This window comes from Clostridium sp. BNL1100, from assembly GCF_000244875.1.
In the GTDB taxonomy this organism is placed as follows: Bacteria; Bacillota; Clostridia; order Acetivibrionales; family DSM-1351; genus Ruminiclostridium.
In genome coordinates this window covers 2,425,082-2,443,617 of record NC_016791.1, presented here as the reverse complement: position 1 = coordinate 2,443,617, position 18,536 = coordinate 2,425,082, and the positions used below count along the sequence as shown (strand labels likewise).

The 18,536-nt window shown below is 37.2% G+C and carries 13 protein-coding genes and 1 tRNA gene; 9 read left to right on the top strand and 5 right to left on the bottom strand.

Features of this window, described 5'->3' with window-relative positions; all coding sequences use genetic code 11:
* The first annotated feature begins 6 nt into the window (after positions 1–6).
* On the top strand, positions 7–171 hold the full coding sequence (locus CLO1100_RS20790) for a hypothetical protein (RefSeq protein WP_014313668.1): 165 nt from the start codon (positions 7–9) through the stop codon (positions 169–171).
* A gap of 9 nt (positions 172–180) precedes the next feature.
* Here CLO1100_RS20790 and CLO1100_RS10170 read toward each other — a convergent pair whose 3' ends face one another.
* The 3 genes from CLO1100_RS10170 to CLO1100_RS10160 form a co-directional block, all read right to left on the bottom strand.
* Entirely contained in the window at positions 181–1,389 is a 1,209-nt protein-coding gene (locus tag CLO1100_RS10170) for a Ger(x)C family spore germination protein (protein ID WP_014313667.1), read from the bottom strand.
* A complete protein-coding gene (locus CLO1100_RS10165; RefSeq protein WP_014313666.1) occupies positions 1,386–3,020 on the bottom strand; it encodes a spore germination protein in 1,635 nt (544 codons plus the stop codon). The genes CLO1100_RS10170 and CLO1100_RS10165 overlap by 4 nt, the downstream gene beginning before the upstream one ends.
* Before the next feature lie 86 nt (positions 3,021–3,106).
* Complete coding sequence (locus tag CLO1100_RS10160; RefSeq protein ID WP_014313665.1) at positions 3,107–3,661, bottom strand: ferritin-like domain-containing protein; 555 nt, start codon at positions 3,659–3,661, stop codon at positions 3,107–3,109.
* 143 nt (positions 3,662–3,804) lie between these two features.
* Here CLO1100_RS10160 and CLO1100_RS10155 point away from each other — a divergent pair, with 143 nt between their 5' ends.
* A complete protein-coding gene (locus CLO1100_RS10155) occupies positions 3,805–4,569 on the top strand; it encodes a MerR family transcriptional regulator (RefSeq protein WP_014313664.1) in 765 nt (254 codons plus the stop codon).
* A gap of 65 nt (positions 4,570–4,634) precedes the next feature.
* Here the strand turns inward: CLO1100_RS10155 and CLO1100_RS10150 are convergent, their stop codons facing one another.
* Both CLO1100_RS10150 and trxB read right to left on the bottom strand, forming a co-directional pair.
* Entirely contained in the window at positions 4,635–5,060 is a 426-nt protein-coding gene (locus tag CLO1100_RS10150; protein WP_014313663.1) for a CBS domain-containing protein, read from the bottom strand.
* A gap of 72 nt (positions 5,061–5,132) precedes the next feature.
* Positions 5,133–6,059 (bottom strand): thioredoxin-disulfide reductase, encoded by a 927-nt coding sequence (gene trxB, locus CLO1100_RS10145; protein ID WP_014313662.1) that lies wholly within the window; start codon positions 6,057–6,059, stop codon positions 5,133–5,135.
* 124 nt (positions 6,060–6,183) lie between these two features.
* Between trxB and CLO1100_RS10140 the strand changes: the two genes are divergently transcribed.
* The 7 genes from CLO1100_RS10140 (at position 6,184) to CLO1100_RS10110 (ending at position 18,527) form a co-directional block, all read left to right on the top strand.
* Entirely contained in the window at positions 6,184–7,902 is a 1,719-nt protein-coding gene (locus tag CLO1100_RS10140) for an FAD-dependent oxidoreductase (RefSeq protein WP_014313661.1), read from the top strand.
* An 84-nt stretch (positions 7,903–7,986) separates the two neighbouring features.
* Entirely contained in the window at positions 7,987–8,361 is a 375-nt protein-coding gene (locus CLO1100_RS10135) for a CoA-binding protein (RefSeq protein WP_014313660.1), read from the top strand.
* Positions 8,362–8,498: 137 nt separating this feature from the next.
* Entirely contained in the window at positions 8,499–9,458 is a 960-nt protein-coding gene (locus tag CLO1100_RS10130; protein ID WP_014313659.1) for a type II CAAX endopeptidase family protein, read from the top strand.
* Positions 9,459–9,482: 24 nt separating this feature from the next.
* Entirely contained in the window at positions 9,483–12,929 is a 3,447-nt protein-coding gene (addB, locus tag CLO1100_RS10125; protein ID WP_014313658.1) for a helicase-exonuclease AddAB subunit AddB, read from the top strand.
* A 26-nt stretch (positions 12,930–12,955) separates the two neighbouring features.
* Entirely contained in the window at positions 12,956–16,699 is a 3,744-nt protein-coding gene (gene addA / locus CLO1100_RS10120; protein ID WP_041700211.1) for a helicase-exonuclease AddAB subunit AddA, read from the top strand.
* A gap of 226 nt (positions 16,700–16,925) precedes the next feature.
* Positions 16,926–16,999 (top strand) — tRNA-Gln (locus CLO1100_RS10115).
* Between the two features lie 340 nt (positions 17,000–17,339).
* A complete protein-coding gene (locus tag CLO1100_RS10110) occupies positions 17,340–18,527 on the top strand; it encodes a glycosyltransferase family 4 protein (RefSeq protein ID WP_014313656.1) in 1,188 nt (395 codons plus the stop codon).
* Positions 18,528–18,536: the final 9 nt, after the last annotated feature.

Below are 18,536 nucleotides of genomic sequence, written 5' to 3'. Positions count from 1 at the left end.
AGAAGTATGATGAAGTTTATCACAAAAATAATAAATGACACAATAGAGACAGGGATAGGGCAAAGTATAATAGCATTTTCGGCATGGGGATATGCTTTTATCTTAGTAGCCGTAGCTTTATACTATGCGGTACTATCACTGATAAGACTGATTTCAGGTAATAAAAACTAAAGGCTACTTTTACTTACCAAGCTTTTTAGCATTGAGTGGTTTTAAGGTCAGTCCGGTTCTGTTGAGACAAGTGGCTACTTCGACTGTATATGATACATTAGGAAATATCTCATCATCCCATTTGCTTTTTATTTTACTCCAGGTTTTAGGGTACTTTATTTCTAAAGCTCTTCCAAAACCAAATACATCTGTTTTCATATTTTCCTGTATGTCCTTTATTGTTTTGCTAGTTAAAAGTTTTATATAATTTGAAAAATTATTGTTAATTTGTTCAAAAAGCTGTAGATTAGTCACATCAAGGTCTTGCTTGACTTCAGTCATATTTCCCTCTGCTTTTATTGCAACATCAAATGATATATTACCTTTATCATTGATGGATGGTTTGACAGAACATTTAATTTTTATCAGTTCAATTGTAACTTGACTGTCGGCTTTATTACTAAGAGCTTGTACATTCATGGATGTCTTTTTGCATTTTCCGGTCAAAATATTCAGACCAAGAGTTTCTTTATTATCAAGAAACCCCACCAGTTTATCCTTTTTAAATAGTGCTGATCCGGTAAGACTTAGTCCTTTGCGTTGCTCTGGTTCTGTTCCTTCTGCAGGGACACTTTTAACATCAATCAACGAAAAAACACCGGTAACAGGGTTGCTTCCTTCACCGGGCATTGTCTTTATAAAATCTATTACTTTAGAGACTGCGGAACTTGACTCTATCTTCTGAGATTTGAGTATGCCTTCCATATAGTTTGCCTGTACCTTTTCAAGTCCATGTTTAACGCCAAGTACATCGGAGGCTTTGCAGTCTGAAGCAACGATAAGCCATGTTGTTTTTCTCAATTCATGACTGCGGGTTATGAAGTCAATTGTGTCTCCAAGGCCCTCTCGTGCATAGTCCTCACCAACGACTATTACTTTAATATGAGAGAAAAAGCTTCTCCTGTCAAATTCCTTAACTGTATGTCTGATTGCTTCAAATATAGAGTCTCCTGACGAAATGACTAGCTCATAAGGAGGTTCTTTTCCACCGCCTTTTTTTTCCATTGCTGCAGGACGGACTATCTGACTTGTTAATTGGATTCTGCCGTCATCTCCCTTATCCAACCCTATAGCCATTGCAATTCCCAATTGATTCAGTTCTTTACGGTCCCAACAGCCTGTTAGAAGCATTGCAGAAAAGGTAATGATAACTGTTATTGCAACAATCTTTTTATTCAATATTTTTTCCCTCCTTTTTTCTTGTCAGGCTTATTGGGCATTTGTTTTGATGCTTGCCGGCTAGACTTTTTCCATGTAATAGCTTTAGGACGGTTCTTCATAATCCAGAGGGGAAATCTGAGAATGCTGTCCTTCAAGTCGCTCCAGTTTATAGGGGCCAAAGGTGACATAAATGGTGTTCCGAAGGTTCTAAGGGAACACATATGTGCCAATATGCAGAACATACCTACGATAACGCCAAAAAGCCCAAAAGCACTGCTGATAAAAATCATTAGAAATTTCAAAATTATTAAAGCATCGTAAATGGACGGGAGTATAAAACTTGTAATAGCTGACAATGCTGTTATGATGACCATAGGTGCGCCAATTATTCCTGCTTCAACAGCGGCTTGTCCTATAACAAGAGTACCAACAATACTCACTGCCGTACCAACAGCTTTAGGCATCCTTATTCCGGATTCACGCAGGAACTGAAATATAATCTCACTAATAAGAGTCTCAACCATAACAGGAAAAGGAATTCCTTCTCTCGCAGCAGCAAAGGTAACAAGAAGGACGGGGGGGACCATTTCCTGATGGAAGGTGGTAAGTGAAATATATACTGCAGGCAGGGTAAGAGTTATAAATAAAGCCAGAACCCTCAGTATCCTTACAAGGTTGGTCAGATACGGCCGGGAATAATAATCCTCCGGTACTTGAAGTGACTCAACAAAAGTATAGGGTACTGTCAATACAATAGGGGTTCCTCCACAGAAAATTGCGACCCTTCCTTCAAGAAGTTTTGCAGAAACCTTGTCTGGCCTTTCGCTGTTTCCTATAGTTGCAAAAGGGGAAAGGGGATTATCCTCAATGAACTGCTCGATATAACCTGATTCCAGTACGACATCGGTGTCTATTCGATTTATCCTGTCCCGTACTTCCTGAACAACCTTGTCGTTGGCAATTCCCTGAATATATGCAACGCAAACATCAGTTCGGGTCTGCTTGCCGACTACAAGGGTTTCAAAAATAAGGTTGGGGTTTTTGATTGTTTTACGTATCAGAGAAGTATTAACCCTGAGTGTTTCTACGAAAGCCTCTCGTGAACCACGAATAACAACTTCAGTCTCAGGTTGTTGTATACTTCTGCTTTCTCCGCCTTTTGCACTTACTGAGAATCCCAGATTACATCCGTCTATTAACAGAAGTGTATTACCTGATAAAATTGCGTCGATGGCTTGATCTAAATTGCTTACTTCAGTTGCTTCGACAATACTTAGGATATATTTTTTGATATCATCAAACATGTTCCGCTTATCTACAAGTTTACCATGGGGGTCTGTAATATGGATGTTAACCATTAGAGATTTAACAACATATTCAAGTATCAGCTTCTTATCCCCCATTCCGTCAATGAAGCTGATTAGAGCTTTAGTTTGATGCTTTACTCCAAAATAAAACTCTCTGAATATGATGTCATCACTTTTGCCCAAGGCTGCTTTTAGCTTTTGTGAATTTTCGTCCAAAGAATCATTTAAGCTTTGATGATTACCTACATAAGACACATTATCAGGTGAAGGCTTGTTATTATCGCTTTGCTTGCTTCTTACATCATTAACAAATTTTATGAACCTTGACAGTTTTTTAAACAAAGTAATTACCTTCCCAATAAAAATTTATTTATTAAATTATTATTGGTTTTATTCAGTATTCTATGTAATTCAAAACGTGGGAAAATTTACGGTTTACTATGTTTGTGTGATTCACTCTTTCCTTTTTCTTTTATATAGATAAATTGCTCATTTTCATACTTTTTGAGAACTTGAGTTAAATGTTCTGTGTGTTCTTTTTCATCATCAATTATAGATTGAATTGCAATTTTTATATCCTTGTAGGAAGAATATGCCTCAATTTCTTCCTCATAAAGTATTACGGCTTCCAATTCTCCCTTAATATCTTCTCTTATATTATTTAGTATTATTTGCTTTTCATAAGATGGATTGTACAATTGCATGGGTGATTTTGGCTTCAGATAATCCTCGTGTTGTTCTAAAGAAGCTTTATACTGGACAGGGTCATATTTTCTCAGAAGGTTGAGAACGGTTTCATAGTGCCTTATTTCATCTAGCATTATACGATGCCAGACCTCGTTTACATTTATCATGTAGGAATTAGCAATGTGTCTTTGGTACCCGTTAATAGCAATTAATTCTGCAATCATTATTTCTCTTAGCCTGTTGGTAACCTTACGTGCAGTGCCTTGGGGCTGGCCGGATGGATATGTATAGCTCATCATTACCTCCATAAATATGTAAAAGGGAATACTGTTTATATTGTATGTTTTAAACTAATATTTGGTGAATAATTTTTTAAAACAATGTTGACATTCACGCAACGTAAAGGTGTATATTAATCCTGTCAGGAGGTTTAAAAGCTATGGAATACACAATAAAAAAGCTGGCTCAAATAGCCGGTGTAAGTACAAGGACACTCAGGTACTATGATGAAATAGGTATTCTCAAGCCGGCGAGAATAAATTCATCGGGATACCGTATATATGGTCAGGAGGAAATAGACAAGCTTCAGCACATTTTGTTTTATCGTGAACTGGGTGTGGAACTCGATAAAATTGGAGAATTTGTGAATGATCCGGAATATGACTGTATTTCAGCTTTACAAGACCACCGAGGAAAGCTTTTGGAAAAGAAAAACCAGTTGGAGCAGTTAATAAGGACTATTGATAAAACAATAGCTGCCAATGAAGGGAGAATTGAAATGACTGATAAAGAGAAATTTGAGGGATTCAAACAAAAGATTCTTAATGAAAATGACAGGAAATATGGAGAGGAAATCCGTGAAAAGTACGGCGAAGAGACTGTGAATAAATCATACGATAAATTAAGGGGTATGTCAGAGGAACAATATAAGGAACTTGAAGAACTTACAGCCCTTGTTCAGGAGACATTAAAGCAGGCCTTTAAAACAGGAGATCCGTCGGGAGAACTTGCACAGAAAGCTGCTGACCTCCATCGTCAATGGCTTGGCTTTTCGTGGCCAAGTTACAGCAGTGAGGCTCATGCAGGGCTTGCCCAAATGTATGTAGATGACGAAAGATTCAGAGCATATTATGATAAGGAACAACCGGGTACGGCAGAATTCCTGAGAGATGCAATTCTCATCTACACCGGAAAAAAAGGCTAAAATAATAAACAAGGCTTCATCAGATTTTCATCTGATGAAGCCTTGTTTAGACTACCTCAATAGTTTTACTGAGGCTTTGAAGGTCTTGAAATTTCAGTAAGAGTGTCGGCAACCTCAGTGTCAAATTTTGCATCAGTAGCCACATCGCCCAGTGCAACAATACCTACAAGATTGTTCTGGTCAACTACAGGTACTCTTCTTATCTGGCTATCAGCCATCATTTTGGTAACCTGTGACATATCCATGTCAGGGCTGACAGAAGTTATACCGGTTGTCATAATATCACTAACCGGTGTTTGCTGAGGGTTCTTGCCTATAGCAATGTTCCTGACAACAATATCTCTGTCAGTTACCATACCTACAACGCTTCCCTTGTCACAAACAGGAATTGACCCTACATTGTGCTGCTGCATTAACTTTGCAGTATCGAGAATAGAAGCGTTCGGTTCAACATAAGTTACATTTGTGGTCATTATATCTTTTACTTTCATCGCAATCATCCTTTCATAATGAATTCAAAATTATTGTTTCCGAAAGAAATGATTAAAGTCGTGGAAATTTTTTTATTTAAAATTTTTCATATTTTCGTTTATATACTGTTCGGCAGTGTAGGCTGCAGAAGCTCCGTCAGCAGCAGCAGTAATGACCTGTCTAAGGTACTTCTCACGTAAATCTCCGGCTGCAAATACACCGGGAATATTAGTCCTCATTCTGTCATCGGTTATAACATAACCATCTTTGCTAAGTTCTACCTTATCCTTTACAAGGGAATTATTGGGGTTTAAACCAATTGCTACAAATAAGCCGTCTACTTTTATAGAACTTTGTTCTCCTGTTTTGATATTTTTAATTTTCAAGCCTTCAACACCAAATTGCCCTTCAATTTCTTCTACTACCGAGTCCCATAAAAACTCAATTTTTTTGTTACAACACAGCTCGTTTTGAAGGAGCTTTGTGGCTCTCATTGTATCCCTTCTGTGAATTATATATATTTTGGGACAAAATCTTGCCAGATATAGTGCATCCTCAGCAGCAGTATCACCGCCTCCAACAACTGCAACTGTTTTTCCACGGAAAAAAGCACCGTCACATACTGCGCAGTAGGAGACGCCTGAACCCCTTAATTTTTCTTCTTTTGGCAGGCCCAGCATTTTTGGTGATGCTCCCATGCTAAGAATTATTGTTTTACTTTCAAAAGTATTATTTTTTGTTTTAACCTTTTTTATATGTGAATCCAGATCAAGCTCAAGTACTTCATCATTTAATACTACGGTACCGAATTTTCTAGCCTGTTTTTCCATTCTCAAAGCAAGGTCGGAGCCTCCGATAGGCTCCTCAAATCCCGGGTAGTTTTCCATTACGTCCGTTGTAGCCATTTGACCACCCGAAAACATTTTTTCAATAACCAGGGTGTCTAGCTGTGCTCTGGAACTATAGAGAGCAGCTGTATAGCCTGCCGGACCTCCGCCTATTATTATAACGTCATTCATAAACTATTGCCTCCAAGATTAAATATAATATTATATGAATTCCCATATTAAAGTGAAATAAAACACAAAAAATAATCACTTTTCATATAAATAATTAGAAGTACTGTAGATTGAGAGAGCGCATATGATTTGTCCAAATATTCTTTATTCTAAAGAACCAAGGCCTCCGCAACCTGATAATCCGTCATTCGAGGAACGTCAGACCATGGCAAAATATGCATTATACAGAACCTGTCATCCGGAGGACTATTGCAATATTTTGAATGCATTTTCACCATCTGAGAATATTACATCAATAGCCAAGCCCGGCCAGTTTAAAGGAAAAAGTGTGGGAATTATAGGAGGAGGCCTAGCAGGAATGGCAGCCGCCTATGAGCTTCGTAAGCTTGGGTTTGATATAACAATATTAGAGGCATCGGAGGATCGGATAGGCGGAAGGGTTTATACATATTATTTTGATAGGGAAAAAAAACTTTATGGCGAATTAGGGCCTATGAGAATACCGGTTAACCATGAGACAGTATGGCATTATATTAATTTATTCAAGCTTGATACAAGGCCATTTATACAGAGTTACCCGGAGACTTTTATATATCTTCACCAAAGAAGAGCAAGAAATGATCCATACGGTAAAAATGTTATGAAGTATATTTATCCAACCTACGATCTCGCCTCATGGGAAGCAAAAACATCCTGGCAGGAGTTGGGGTATTACGGGATAGAAGCACCTGTTCTTGAAGCTCCTCCGGCTGCCAGAATTGAAGTTATTCAGGTAAAACCACGATATAGCAGGCAACTGTTGTTTTGGGACAGCCTTAATACGCGTCAGATGTTTGAATATAAAAAACTCAGTCAGGGTGCGATTAACCTCCTTTCAAACCTATTTCCAATAGGAGGAGAGTTCCTGTATCACAATTATGTTGATTTGGTGCAGGAGTACTTTCCTGTGAATTTCTGGTTCCTATATGAAATAACAGGAGGAATGGTAAATTTACCTTTAGCATTCCACAGATCATTTATAAGTAATGCGCCTTGGGAGTACTATCCGGATATACCGGCTGAACTTCTGGGTAAAGTCACATGGAAGCAGGGGGTAAAGGTAAAAGGCATATATAAATGCCTTGAAGACGGCAGAGTAACCATTACATATGATAATACAAAGCTCATGGAAACAGGATATGAAAATTTTGATTATATTGTATGTGCAGTTCCTTTCTCCGTTTTGAGAACCTTTGAAATAGCTCCTATGTTCAGCAGTTTAAAAATGCAGGCAATAAAGGAAGTAACCTACGGCAACTCTCAAAAGACCCTGCTTAACTGCAACAGGAGATTCTGGGAGGAACAGGGGATATTCGGTGGCGGTTCATATACAGATCTGCCTGTAACTGGTATATGGTATACTTCCAGCCGGGGGCAGGTTCCGCAGGGACTTAATCAAAGAAGAACAGAAGCCGAACCCGGCGTAATTGTAGGTTCTTATAATTTTAATCTGGATGCTGTAAGGCTGGGTAATATGACGGACGAAGATCGATTTGACAAAATAAAAAGAAATGTTGAAGAAGTACACGGTCTTTCTAAAGGATATCTAAATAACATTGTTACAGACTTTAAAACACAGGTTTGGGATAATGATCCCCTTTTCAGAGGTGCATTCTGTTATTTTACACCCCAGCAGAAAAAATTATTTTCATGGATAATGACTTTGCCGGAATATGGGGAAAGAGTATACTTTGCAGGAGAACACGTATCAGCAATACACAGATGGCAGCAAGGAGCTCTCAAAAGTGGCATGGAAGCGGCAAATGCAATAGCACGTACAAACCTGTACACACGTAGAACATAATTACCGTTTTATAATTGAAACAGGTGGTATACTAAAAGTATAAATAGATTTTCTAAAGAATATAAATAGAAAGGGATAAATCAAATGAATGAAGAACAAATGCTTGAAAAAAAGGTATGGGCAGTAGTAGGTGCAAATCAGGACCCCGAAAAGTATGGCAATAGAATATATAAAAAGTTGAAAAACAGGGGATATGAAGTTTATCCTGTCAACCCGGGATATGAGACTGTAGAAGGTGACAAATGCTATAGGGATTTGTCCTCGCTTCCACAAAAACCCGAAGTAATAGATATGGTTGTTTCCCCTAAAAGAGGGAGGATTGTCATAGAAGAAGCTGCAAAATTGGGTATTAAAAACATCTGGCTTCAGCCCGGAACATATGATGATGAATTGTTAAAGCGGATTAACGAGCTTGGACTTGATGCAGTTATGGCTTGTGTACTAGTAGCTTTGAGGTAGACATAAATTAATTAAAAATGCAGCAGCCCTATTGACTGTTGCTTTTTTACATATTGGATTAAAGGATTTTAATAAAAATAAAAAAATAGTATAATTAAAACTATAACTGCTTGAATATAAAATGTTGGAGGACTGACATGTCAATTAAATATCAGGATATGGCCATGACAGGTAATACTAAGCCATCGAGATTTGTAGCATCTGTTTCAGTTATACTATACTTTTATTTTTTTATCGGAAGCTTTATAGGCTCAATACCGATAGTATATGCTTTATTCAAAAATAAGGATGCTATTTTTGATTTAACATTTTCAACTGATGTTTATGCATTTATGGATAAATATGTAAACCCTTTTACCAATTACATATTTACCAATTTTACAATATACCTTATGTTAGCGGGATTGATTATTGCAACAAAGTTTATACATTACAGGACATTTACTTCACTTATAACAACGAAAACAAAAATGCAGTGGAGCAGATTCTGGATAGGCTTTTTAGTGTACGGCGGTCTTATTGCTGCCGGGTCTGTAATTGATTATTTCTTATCACCTGAAACCTATACATTTAGTTTTGATGGGTCAAAATTTTGGATAGCTTTGCCTTTCATCCTTATAATGACACCTATACAGGCGGCTACAGAAGAATTTGTTTTCAGGGGATATGTAATCCAGAGCTTTGGACTTAAAATAAAAAACGGTATGCTACTTTCGGCTATTTCGGGCTTTATGTTCACGCTTCCGCATCTAATGAACCCTGAAGTAACTGCTTCAAGCAAAATAGGTGTTTTAAGTACTATATGCATGATTTTGAATTATTTCGTGGTTGGAATGATTTTAGCTATGATTACAATAAAAACAAACTCTTTGGAGGCAGCAATAGGGGCTCATGCGGTAAACAATCTGATAGGATTTTTAATTATGAGCTATCCTGATAATGTACTTTCCACAAATACCGTGTTTTACACATCAGCTTTTAACTCCGCAGGTAATCTCATTTCAGTAATAATTACAGGTATTTTATTTTACTTTATTACAGGATTTATAATTAAAGAGCCGGTGCAGACCGTAGAAGACATAAAAACTACTTGTTAAAATACATAAGAAAAGGATGAAGCTATGAGTCTTCAATTTATATATGGAAGGGCAGGTTCAGGGAAATCCTTCCATTGCCTGAATTCAATAAAAACGAAACAGAATAAGGATATTAATAAGAAACTTGTCCTGCTTGTACCTGAGCAGTATACATTACAGGCGGAACGTGACTTGATAAAGGTTCTCGGAACAGGAGGAATTTTAAATACTGAGGTGTTGAGCTTCAGAAGAATGGCCTACAGGGTTATGAACGAGGTTGGTGGAATTACATATCCGCATATACATCCTGCCGGAAAGAGTATGATTATATATCGTATTCTGGAGAGATTAAAAGAACAATTTACTATATTTCACAAATCTGCCAATTGCAAAGGATTTGTAAATACTTTATCAACACTTATAACCGAGCTCAAAAGATATAACGTAAGGGCTGAAAGCTTCGATGAAGTTTTAGAAGAACTTACCGACGACAATTATCTTTTACATAAGCTAAAGGAAATAAAGCTTATTTACAGTGAGTTTGACAATATGCTGGAAAGTCGCTACAGAGATACGGATGATGAACTGACTTTACTGGCTTCTAAACTCGAATCGACAGAAATGTATAATCAATCGGAGATATGGATTGACGGCTTTGCTGGATTTACTCCTCAGGAGGTTGATGTAATATCGAAGCTTATTCAACAGGCGGAGAATGTTTACATAACTATGTGTACCGATATCCTTTTTGACGAGGCGCAGTCAGATTCAACGGATGTTTTTGCAGCAGTAAAAAAATCCTGCAAAAAATTTGTAAGTATTGCGGAATCATGTGGTGTTAATATACTTCCGCCTATGGGTCTGAATACGGCAAAACTGCCCAGGTTTAAAGACAGCAGAGAACTGCAGAGTCTTGAAGCAAATTACTTTTCCTATCCTTATAGGGTTTATCAGCAGCCAACAACAGATATAGAGCTTTTTGAATCGGTAAATATTTATACTGAAATCGAAGAATGTGCAAGGGATATAATCAGGCAGTGCCGTGACAATGGTATGCAGTTTAAGGACATAACCGTCGCCACAAGAAATCTTACAGGATATGAACATCTTATAGAGGTAATTTTTGACCAGTACAACATACCTTGTTTTATAGATTCAAAAACCGAAATAACAAATCATCCGTTGGTTAGGATGGTTCTTTCAATGCTGGAGATATTTACTGAAAATTGGTCCTATGAAGCGGTTTTCAGATATCTCAAGTCAGGGCTTACGGGAATAGATGATACAAAGATAGACCTACTGGAAAACTACGTTCTGGCCTGCGGTATCAGGGGCAGCCGTTGGACTCAGGAGCCAAACTGGAATACAAGTATTGAATTCAGGCCTGACGATAGCCAGAATCCTGAAAATGATGAAATGCTCTTAAAGGTAAATATGACTAGAAACGAAATAAGGGAGCCTCTTTTACGTTTTCGAAACAGGACAAAGGGAAGAAGAACTGCGGAAGATTTTTGCACCGGAATTTATGAGTATCTGGTTGAAATCGGTGTAGAAGAAAGAATTCGTGATTATATAGACAGCTTTACCCAAAGTGGACAGTTAAGGCTTGCAGGGGAATATCAGCAGGTGTGGAACATACTAATGGATGTTTTTGATCAGGTTGTAGAAGTAATGGGAGATGAAACCTTTGGAATTGAAAAGTTTGCCAATGTATTCAAAATAGGACTGGCAGAATACAAGATTTCATCTATTCCGGCATCCCTTGACCAGGTTTTGATAGGCAGTATCGAGCATCTAAGAAGCCACGAAATAAAAGCTCTGTACATTCTTGGAACCAACGACGGAGTATTTCCATCCGCAGGGATAAGCGAGGGGATTTTGTCGGATGCCGATAGGGAAATACTTAATAAAAGCGGTATTGAACTGGCCAGCGATACAAAATCCAGAGCTTTTGACGAGCAGTACCTTATATATAGAACATTGACCACACCGAAAAACTTTTTGAGAATAAGCTGGCCTATTGCCGACCATGAGGGAAGAACAATGCGTCCTTCCATAATAATATCAAGGATGCGAAAGATATTTCCAAATATCATCGAAAAAAATAATATTTTAAAACCTGCTGAGGACAAGCAGAACATTGATTTATTAGCATCACCTGTACCAGCGTTTAATCAGTTGGTTTCTATTCTTAGGCAGAAAAATGAGGGAATAGAGCCGGGAGACATGTGGAAGGAATTATTTGCATGGTTTTCAGATCAGGAAGAATGGAAGCAAAAGTGTGCTGCAATGATAAATGCATTGAAATACAGAAACATAGCTGTCCCCGTTGATAAGTCAAAAATGCGAGAGTTGTACGGAAAAAATCCTTATTTTACAGTTTCAAGACTGGAAAAGTACACTTCATGCCCATTTGCATTTTATGTGCAATACGGTCTGGGGGCAAGAGAAAGAAAGATATACCGGCTGAGTCCACCGGATGTCGGAACCTTTATGCATGCAGTCATTGAAAGATTTTCAAAAATGGTAGATGAAAACAACTATTCCTGGAGGGAATTTGACAGACAATGGTGTAGTGATGAGATTTCAAAAATAGTAGATGAGCTTTTGGCCAGTATGAAAAATACCATACTTGGGGGCTCAAAAAGGTTTAAAGCTCTTGCAGTAAGACTGAAACGAGTTGTTACAAGAGCTGTATGGCTTATTTCAGAGCATATACGGCGGAGCAGTTTTGAACCTGTGGGTTATGAGGTGGAATTCGGAGAGGGTGGAGCATATCCTCCCATAGTCATTGAATTGGATACAGGTGAAAAGATAAAACTTGTTGGCAGAATTGACAGAATCGATACTTTGAGTACTGATAACGGAACATATTTAAGAATAGTAGACTATAAATCCGGTGAAAAGGATTTTAAACTCAGTGATGTTTATTATGGCCTTCAAATGCAGCTTATTACCTACTTGGATGCATTATGGGAACACTCCGAAAAGAGTGGAGAAAAGGCCTTGCCGGGAGGAATTCTGTATTTCCGGGTTGATGATCCAATGATAAGGGGTACGGGCAGCAGTTCACCGGAAGAAATAGAAGCAGCCATAATGAAGAAGCTAAAAATGAAGGGGTTGCTCCTTGCTGATGTCCAGCTTATTAAATATATGGACAATACAATAGAAGGGAACTCTATCATTATTCCTGCAAGGATAAATAAAGGAGATGTTTTAGGAAAATCATCTGCTGCTACCATAGAACAATTTACAGTATTAAGAGGTTTCGTAAAGCAGATTTTGAAAGATATGTGCAGCGAACTTATGAAGGGGAATGTTCCCATAAGTCCATACAAAAAAAAGAAGTTAACTTCTTGCAGCTACTGCAATTATTCATCAGTATGCCAGTTTGATCAAACCCAAAAGGAGAACAGCTTCAGGATGCTGCATGACAGAGAAGATGATGATATATGGAAACTTATGGATGGAATAAACTCAAAAGATAATTAATGAATGTAAGTAAAGGGGAACAATACATGTCTGAAACTAAGTGGACACAAGAACAATACGCCGCCATAACTAAAAAGGACTGCAACCTGCTTGTGGCTGCGGCGGCCGGTGCAGGCAAGACCGCCGTACTTGTTGAAAGGATAATAAGGAAAATAACTGATGAAGAAACCCCTGTGGATATAGATTCATTGCTGGTAGTAACTTTTACAAATGCTGCAGCTACTGAAATGAGAGAAAGAATAGGGGCGGCAATTTCCGACGCAATAGAAAAAAATCAAGGTTCAAAAAATATTTCAAGACAACTTATACTTCTAAATAAGGCTTCCATTACTACAATTCATTCGTTTTGTCTGGAGGTTATAAGAAGCAACTTTCAGAGTATTGAAATAGACCCGGCTTTCAAGATACTTGACGAGACGGAAGCTACTCTATTAAAATCGGAGACCTTGAGTGAGTTGTTTGAAGAAATTTACGAAAATGTTGAGGAAAACGAAGATTTTTTTGACCTGTTAGAGTCCTATGGGGGAAACAGAGATGATGAGAAGATTCAAGATATGGTTCTCAATATTTACAGCTTCGTCCAGAGTTATCCTTGGCCGGAAAAATGGCTTGAACAACAAGTGGAAAATTATAATTTCGAGACCAACGACTTTGGAGAAACACCCTGGGGTAGAATTCTTCTGGAAACCGGTTTTATGAGGCTTGAAGGCCTCAGAGATATTATGAATGAAGCATGTGAAAAAATCAAATACGCACCAGGTCTGGAAAAATATCTGCCTGTTTTTGTTGAGGATAACGATAACTTGAATAGGCTTATTGAAGTATGTAAAACCGGAGTGCAATGGGACAAACTGTACGATTATATCAATAGTTTTGAATTTCAGACCCTGCCCAGATGCGGAAAGGATGCAGAAAAAACAGTGCAGGAAAGTGTAAAGAAAACAAGGGACGAGTTAAAGGCTGTAATTACTGGGCTTAGAAATGAAGTTTTTTTCATGAAGTCGGATGAAATAGCTTCTGACCTTAGGGACATGTACCCAATACTGAAATGTGTTTCAAGGTTGGTTATGGATTTTGGGAGACGATATTCACAGAAAAAGAATCAGAGAGCTTCTGTTGATTTCAACGACCTTGAGCATTTTTGCCTCAATATTTTAGCGGAAACTGATGAGGGCGGAAACATACGTCCTACAAAAATTGCTAAGTATTACAAGGATAAATTTACTGAAATATTGGTAGATGAATATCAGGACAGCAATTTAGTTCAGGAAATCATAATTAATATGATTTCAAAAGAGGATAAAGGAAGCCCTAATGTTTTTATGGTGGGAGATGTAAAACAAAGCATATACAGGTTCAGACAGGCTAAACCGGAACTCTTTCTTGCAAAATATAATAATTACTCAATTGATGAAGGCAGCAGCTATAGAAAAATACTGTTGTTTAAGAATTTCCGAAGCAGGAAGGATGTTGTTGACGGTATCAACTACATCTTTAAGCAGATAATGTCTCAAAAGGTGGGAGAGCTTGATTACAATGAAATAGAAGAGCTGAATCCAGGAGCAGGCTTTCCACCACGCCAAAATGAAAAAAAAGTAGTTGGAGGGCCTATAGAGCTGCATCTTATAGAAACCTCTGCTGTGGATAACAGCATGCAAGCAGAAAGTAGTGAACCGGTGGACGAACAAGATTCCCAGGAAGAAGATGAAATACTTGATAATATTCAAAAGGAAGCCAGAATGGTTGCAAACAGGATAATTGAGCTATTTCAACCTGACGCAGAGGGAAAGAAGTTTGTTGTATTCGATAAAAAACTAGGGGATTACAGGGATGTTAGGTTTAATGACATAGTAATATTGCTGAGAACCACCAGAAATTGGACGGAAGTGTTTTCAGAAGAACTTGCCAAGTCGGATATACCTGTTTTTGCAGATACAGGAAGCGGATTTTTTAAGACACCGGAAATACAGGTAATATTGTCCCTGCTTCAAATAATTGATAATCCTTATCAGGATATTCCTTTGCTGTCAGTATTAAGATCACCAATAGTAAATTTCAGTACAGGTGATTTGGCAGAAGTACGCCTAATGAACCGTAACGCTTCCATATTTGAAGCACTTAAAAAAATAGCAGTGCAGGACACAGAGGTATCAAAGAAATCCTCTGAATTTCTGCAAAAGCTTGCAAAATGGAGAGAAATGTCACTCTATATGTCAACTCACAAACTCATTTGGCAGCTCTATGACGAGACAGGCTATTTCAGTATAGTAGGAGCAATGCAGGACGGTGAAAGGAAACAAGCAAACCTGAAAATACTGTTTGAACGTGCTTTACAGTTTGAAAATACAAGCTACAACGGGCTTTTTAATTTTATAAGTTTTATAGATAAGCTAAAAACAAACAAGGGAGATATGGGAAGTGCAAAGGTTCTTGGAGAAAACGATAACGTTGTCAGGCTAATGAGCATTCACAAGAGCAAAGGATTGGAATTCCCCGTTGTGTTTTTGTGCGGCTGCGGGAAAAAGTTCAATATGCAGGATATGTATAAAAGTGTTTTACTGCATCAGGAACTGGGCTTTGGGCCTGATTTTGTTGATTATAAAAAGAGAATAAAGTATCCTTCGATTCCAAAGCAGGCAATTGCGCAGAAAATAAGAGTTGAAACCTTGTCGGAGGAAATGAGAATACTCTATGTAGCAATGACAAGAGCAAGAGAAAAGCTGATAATTACCGGGTCGGTAAATAATATTGAAAAATCTGCATTAAAATGGTTGGGTACAGCACAGAGCAACGGTAATAAGTTCCCAGCCAATAATATGCTTAAGGCACAGAATTATCTGGATTGGATATGCCCATCCATTATGAGACACAAGGATTCTGAAATTTTAAGAAAAGCAGCAGGCCTTGGTGTGGATTATAACGGGCCTACTATTTCAGATGACTCATTCTGGGAAATAATACTTACCAATCAGTCGGATATTGCTGTGGCAAAGAAGCTCGAAGCAGATATCAAGGACAGGGAAGACATATTAAATTGGCTTCAGCAAAAGGATAATTGCGATAGAGAAGATGCTAGTGAGATTCATCGCCGTTTAGGCTGGAAATATACTTACAGCGATTTTGCTCAAATACCCTCTAAAATATCAGTAACAGAGCTAAAAAGGTATTTTAATCTTAATAACGATGAAGAAAATAGTCAGCAGGAATACAAAACTACTACCATAAAAAAACCTGCATTTCTGGAGAAAAAGAAAGGACTGAGTCCGGCAGAGAAGGGAACTGCCATGCATTTTGTAATGCAGCATGTGGATTTCCGTAATGAAGATATTGCCGGACAAATTGAATTGATGGTTAAAAAAGAACTTTTAACTGAAGTTCAGGCAAAAAATATTGATATCAGAAAAATATATGCCTTTATTAATTCAACCGTAGGGAAAAGGATGCTCGAGTCCGGTAAGATACACAGAGAGGTTCCCTTTAACATTGAATTGCCTTATAAGGAAATCTACCCTCAGTTGCCTGGTGTGAGCGGCTATGAGGACAAAATACTGCTTCAGGGTGTTGTTGACTGCTATTTTGAAGAGGAGGATAATATCGTTCTTATTGATTATAAAACGGATTATGTTCCTAACGGTGACATTGAGGTCATGAAGGAAAAGTACAAACTGCAAATTTCTTATTATTCAAGAGCTTTAGAAATGTTAACCTTAAAACGGGTTAAGGAAAGATACATTTATTTATTCTCAACAGGGGATATAGTAGAAATGTAAAAAAAAAGGCCTTGTTATTCTTAAGCCTTTAAATAGGAAATTTACAAATGCTTAATATAATTATATGAGTAGAGCTTTTAAATATGATTATGTTAGCGTTAAATTTTGGTAAATATTTTATCTGAAATAAAGTATTAAAATTAGTAAGTAAAAAATAAAAAAATAGTGAAAAATGTATTGACATAAATATTCGGGATGTGCTACAATACCACTTGTCGATGAGCGATGCGGGTTTGTGTAATGGTAGCACGACTGATTCTGGTTCAGTTTGTCAGGGTTCGAGCCCTTGACCCGCAGCCAAAAGTATTTCAGTTTGGTTTTAATCAAACTGAAATACTTTTTTCATGTGTACGAATAACTTTATTCTGTATAAAACAAAAAAACAGAAGTTATAAAACTTCTGTTTTTTTAAGTAATCTTCTTTGTTATCCGTCCGGGGAAAACAAAAGAGACTGTGTATATTGGTAATAATATTATAGTTTTATTCTAATATAGTGTCAATTACTTTTTAGGAATAAATTTAAAATATAGCATAAAATGTTTATTTTGAAAAAGATATACCATTATGATAAAATAGTATAGGTTATTTGTAATTTTATGTATATACATTATATATCTTCATTGAAAATGAGGAATATTTATGAAAATATTAATGCTTTCATGGGAATACCCGCCAAGGATAATCGGAGGTATTTCAAGAGTAGTGCATGATTTGGCACATAAGTTAGGTCATTGCGGTAATCAGGTTCACGTTGTTACGTGCTGGGAAGAAGGTACCCCGGATTTTGAAATTGAAAGTAATGTAACTGTACATAGAGTCCATGTCAGTGAGGTTTCTACAACAAACTTTATAGAATGGGTTTTGCAGCTGAACTTCGCAATGCTTGAATCAGCAGTCAGGCTTTTACGGGAAAGCAAATTTGACATTATTCATGCGCATGACTGGCTTGTTGCTTATGCAGCAAAAGTTTTAAAAAACTCCTTTTCAATTCCGTTGGTTTCGACCATTCATGCAACAGAATTTGGTAGAAACAACGGAATTTACTCTGATATGCAAAAAGCAATCAACGATGTTGAAGTAATGCTTTCTGAAGAATCGGGAAAATTAGTAGTAAATAGTAAATATATGAAAGAAGAAATTAAATCTATATTTAATATAACTGGGGACAAAATAAGTGTAATAAGTAATGGAATCGAGCTGGGCAAATTCGATAACATAGAATGTGATAGTGAATTCAGAAATAATTATGCTGCCCCTAATGAAAAAATAGTATTTTTTGTGGGAAGACTTGTAAGTGAAAAGGGAGTGCATGTGCTATTAAATGCAATACCTAAAATTATAAGAAGTTATAATGATGTTAAGTTTGTAATTGCGGGCAAAGGACCGTGTTTAAATAGTTTAATTGAACAAAGCCGTAATCTTAAAATTCAAAACAGAGTTTATTTTACCGGTTTTGTAGGTGAGGAGGTTTTACAGAAGTTATACAAATGTTCAGATATTGCAGTTTTTCCAAGTACCTATGAACCTTTTGGAATTGTAGCACTTGAAGGAATGGTTGCAGGCATTCCAGTAGTGGTATCGGATACCGGAGGGTTAAGGGAAATAGTGGATCACAGGGTGAACGGAATGAAATTTTACAGCGGAAATTCCAATTCTCTGGCAGACTGTATCCTTGAACTGCTTTGTGATGATAATTTAGCAAAACAGATTAGTATTAATGCATTGGAAAATGTACATAGGCTTTATAATTGGAATAGAATAACGGAGCAAATTTTACATGAATATAACTATGTTATTTCTCAATATAACAGCTCAAATAGGGATTGATTTTATTAT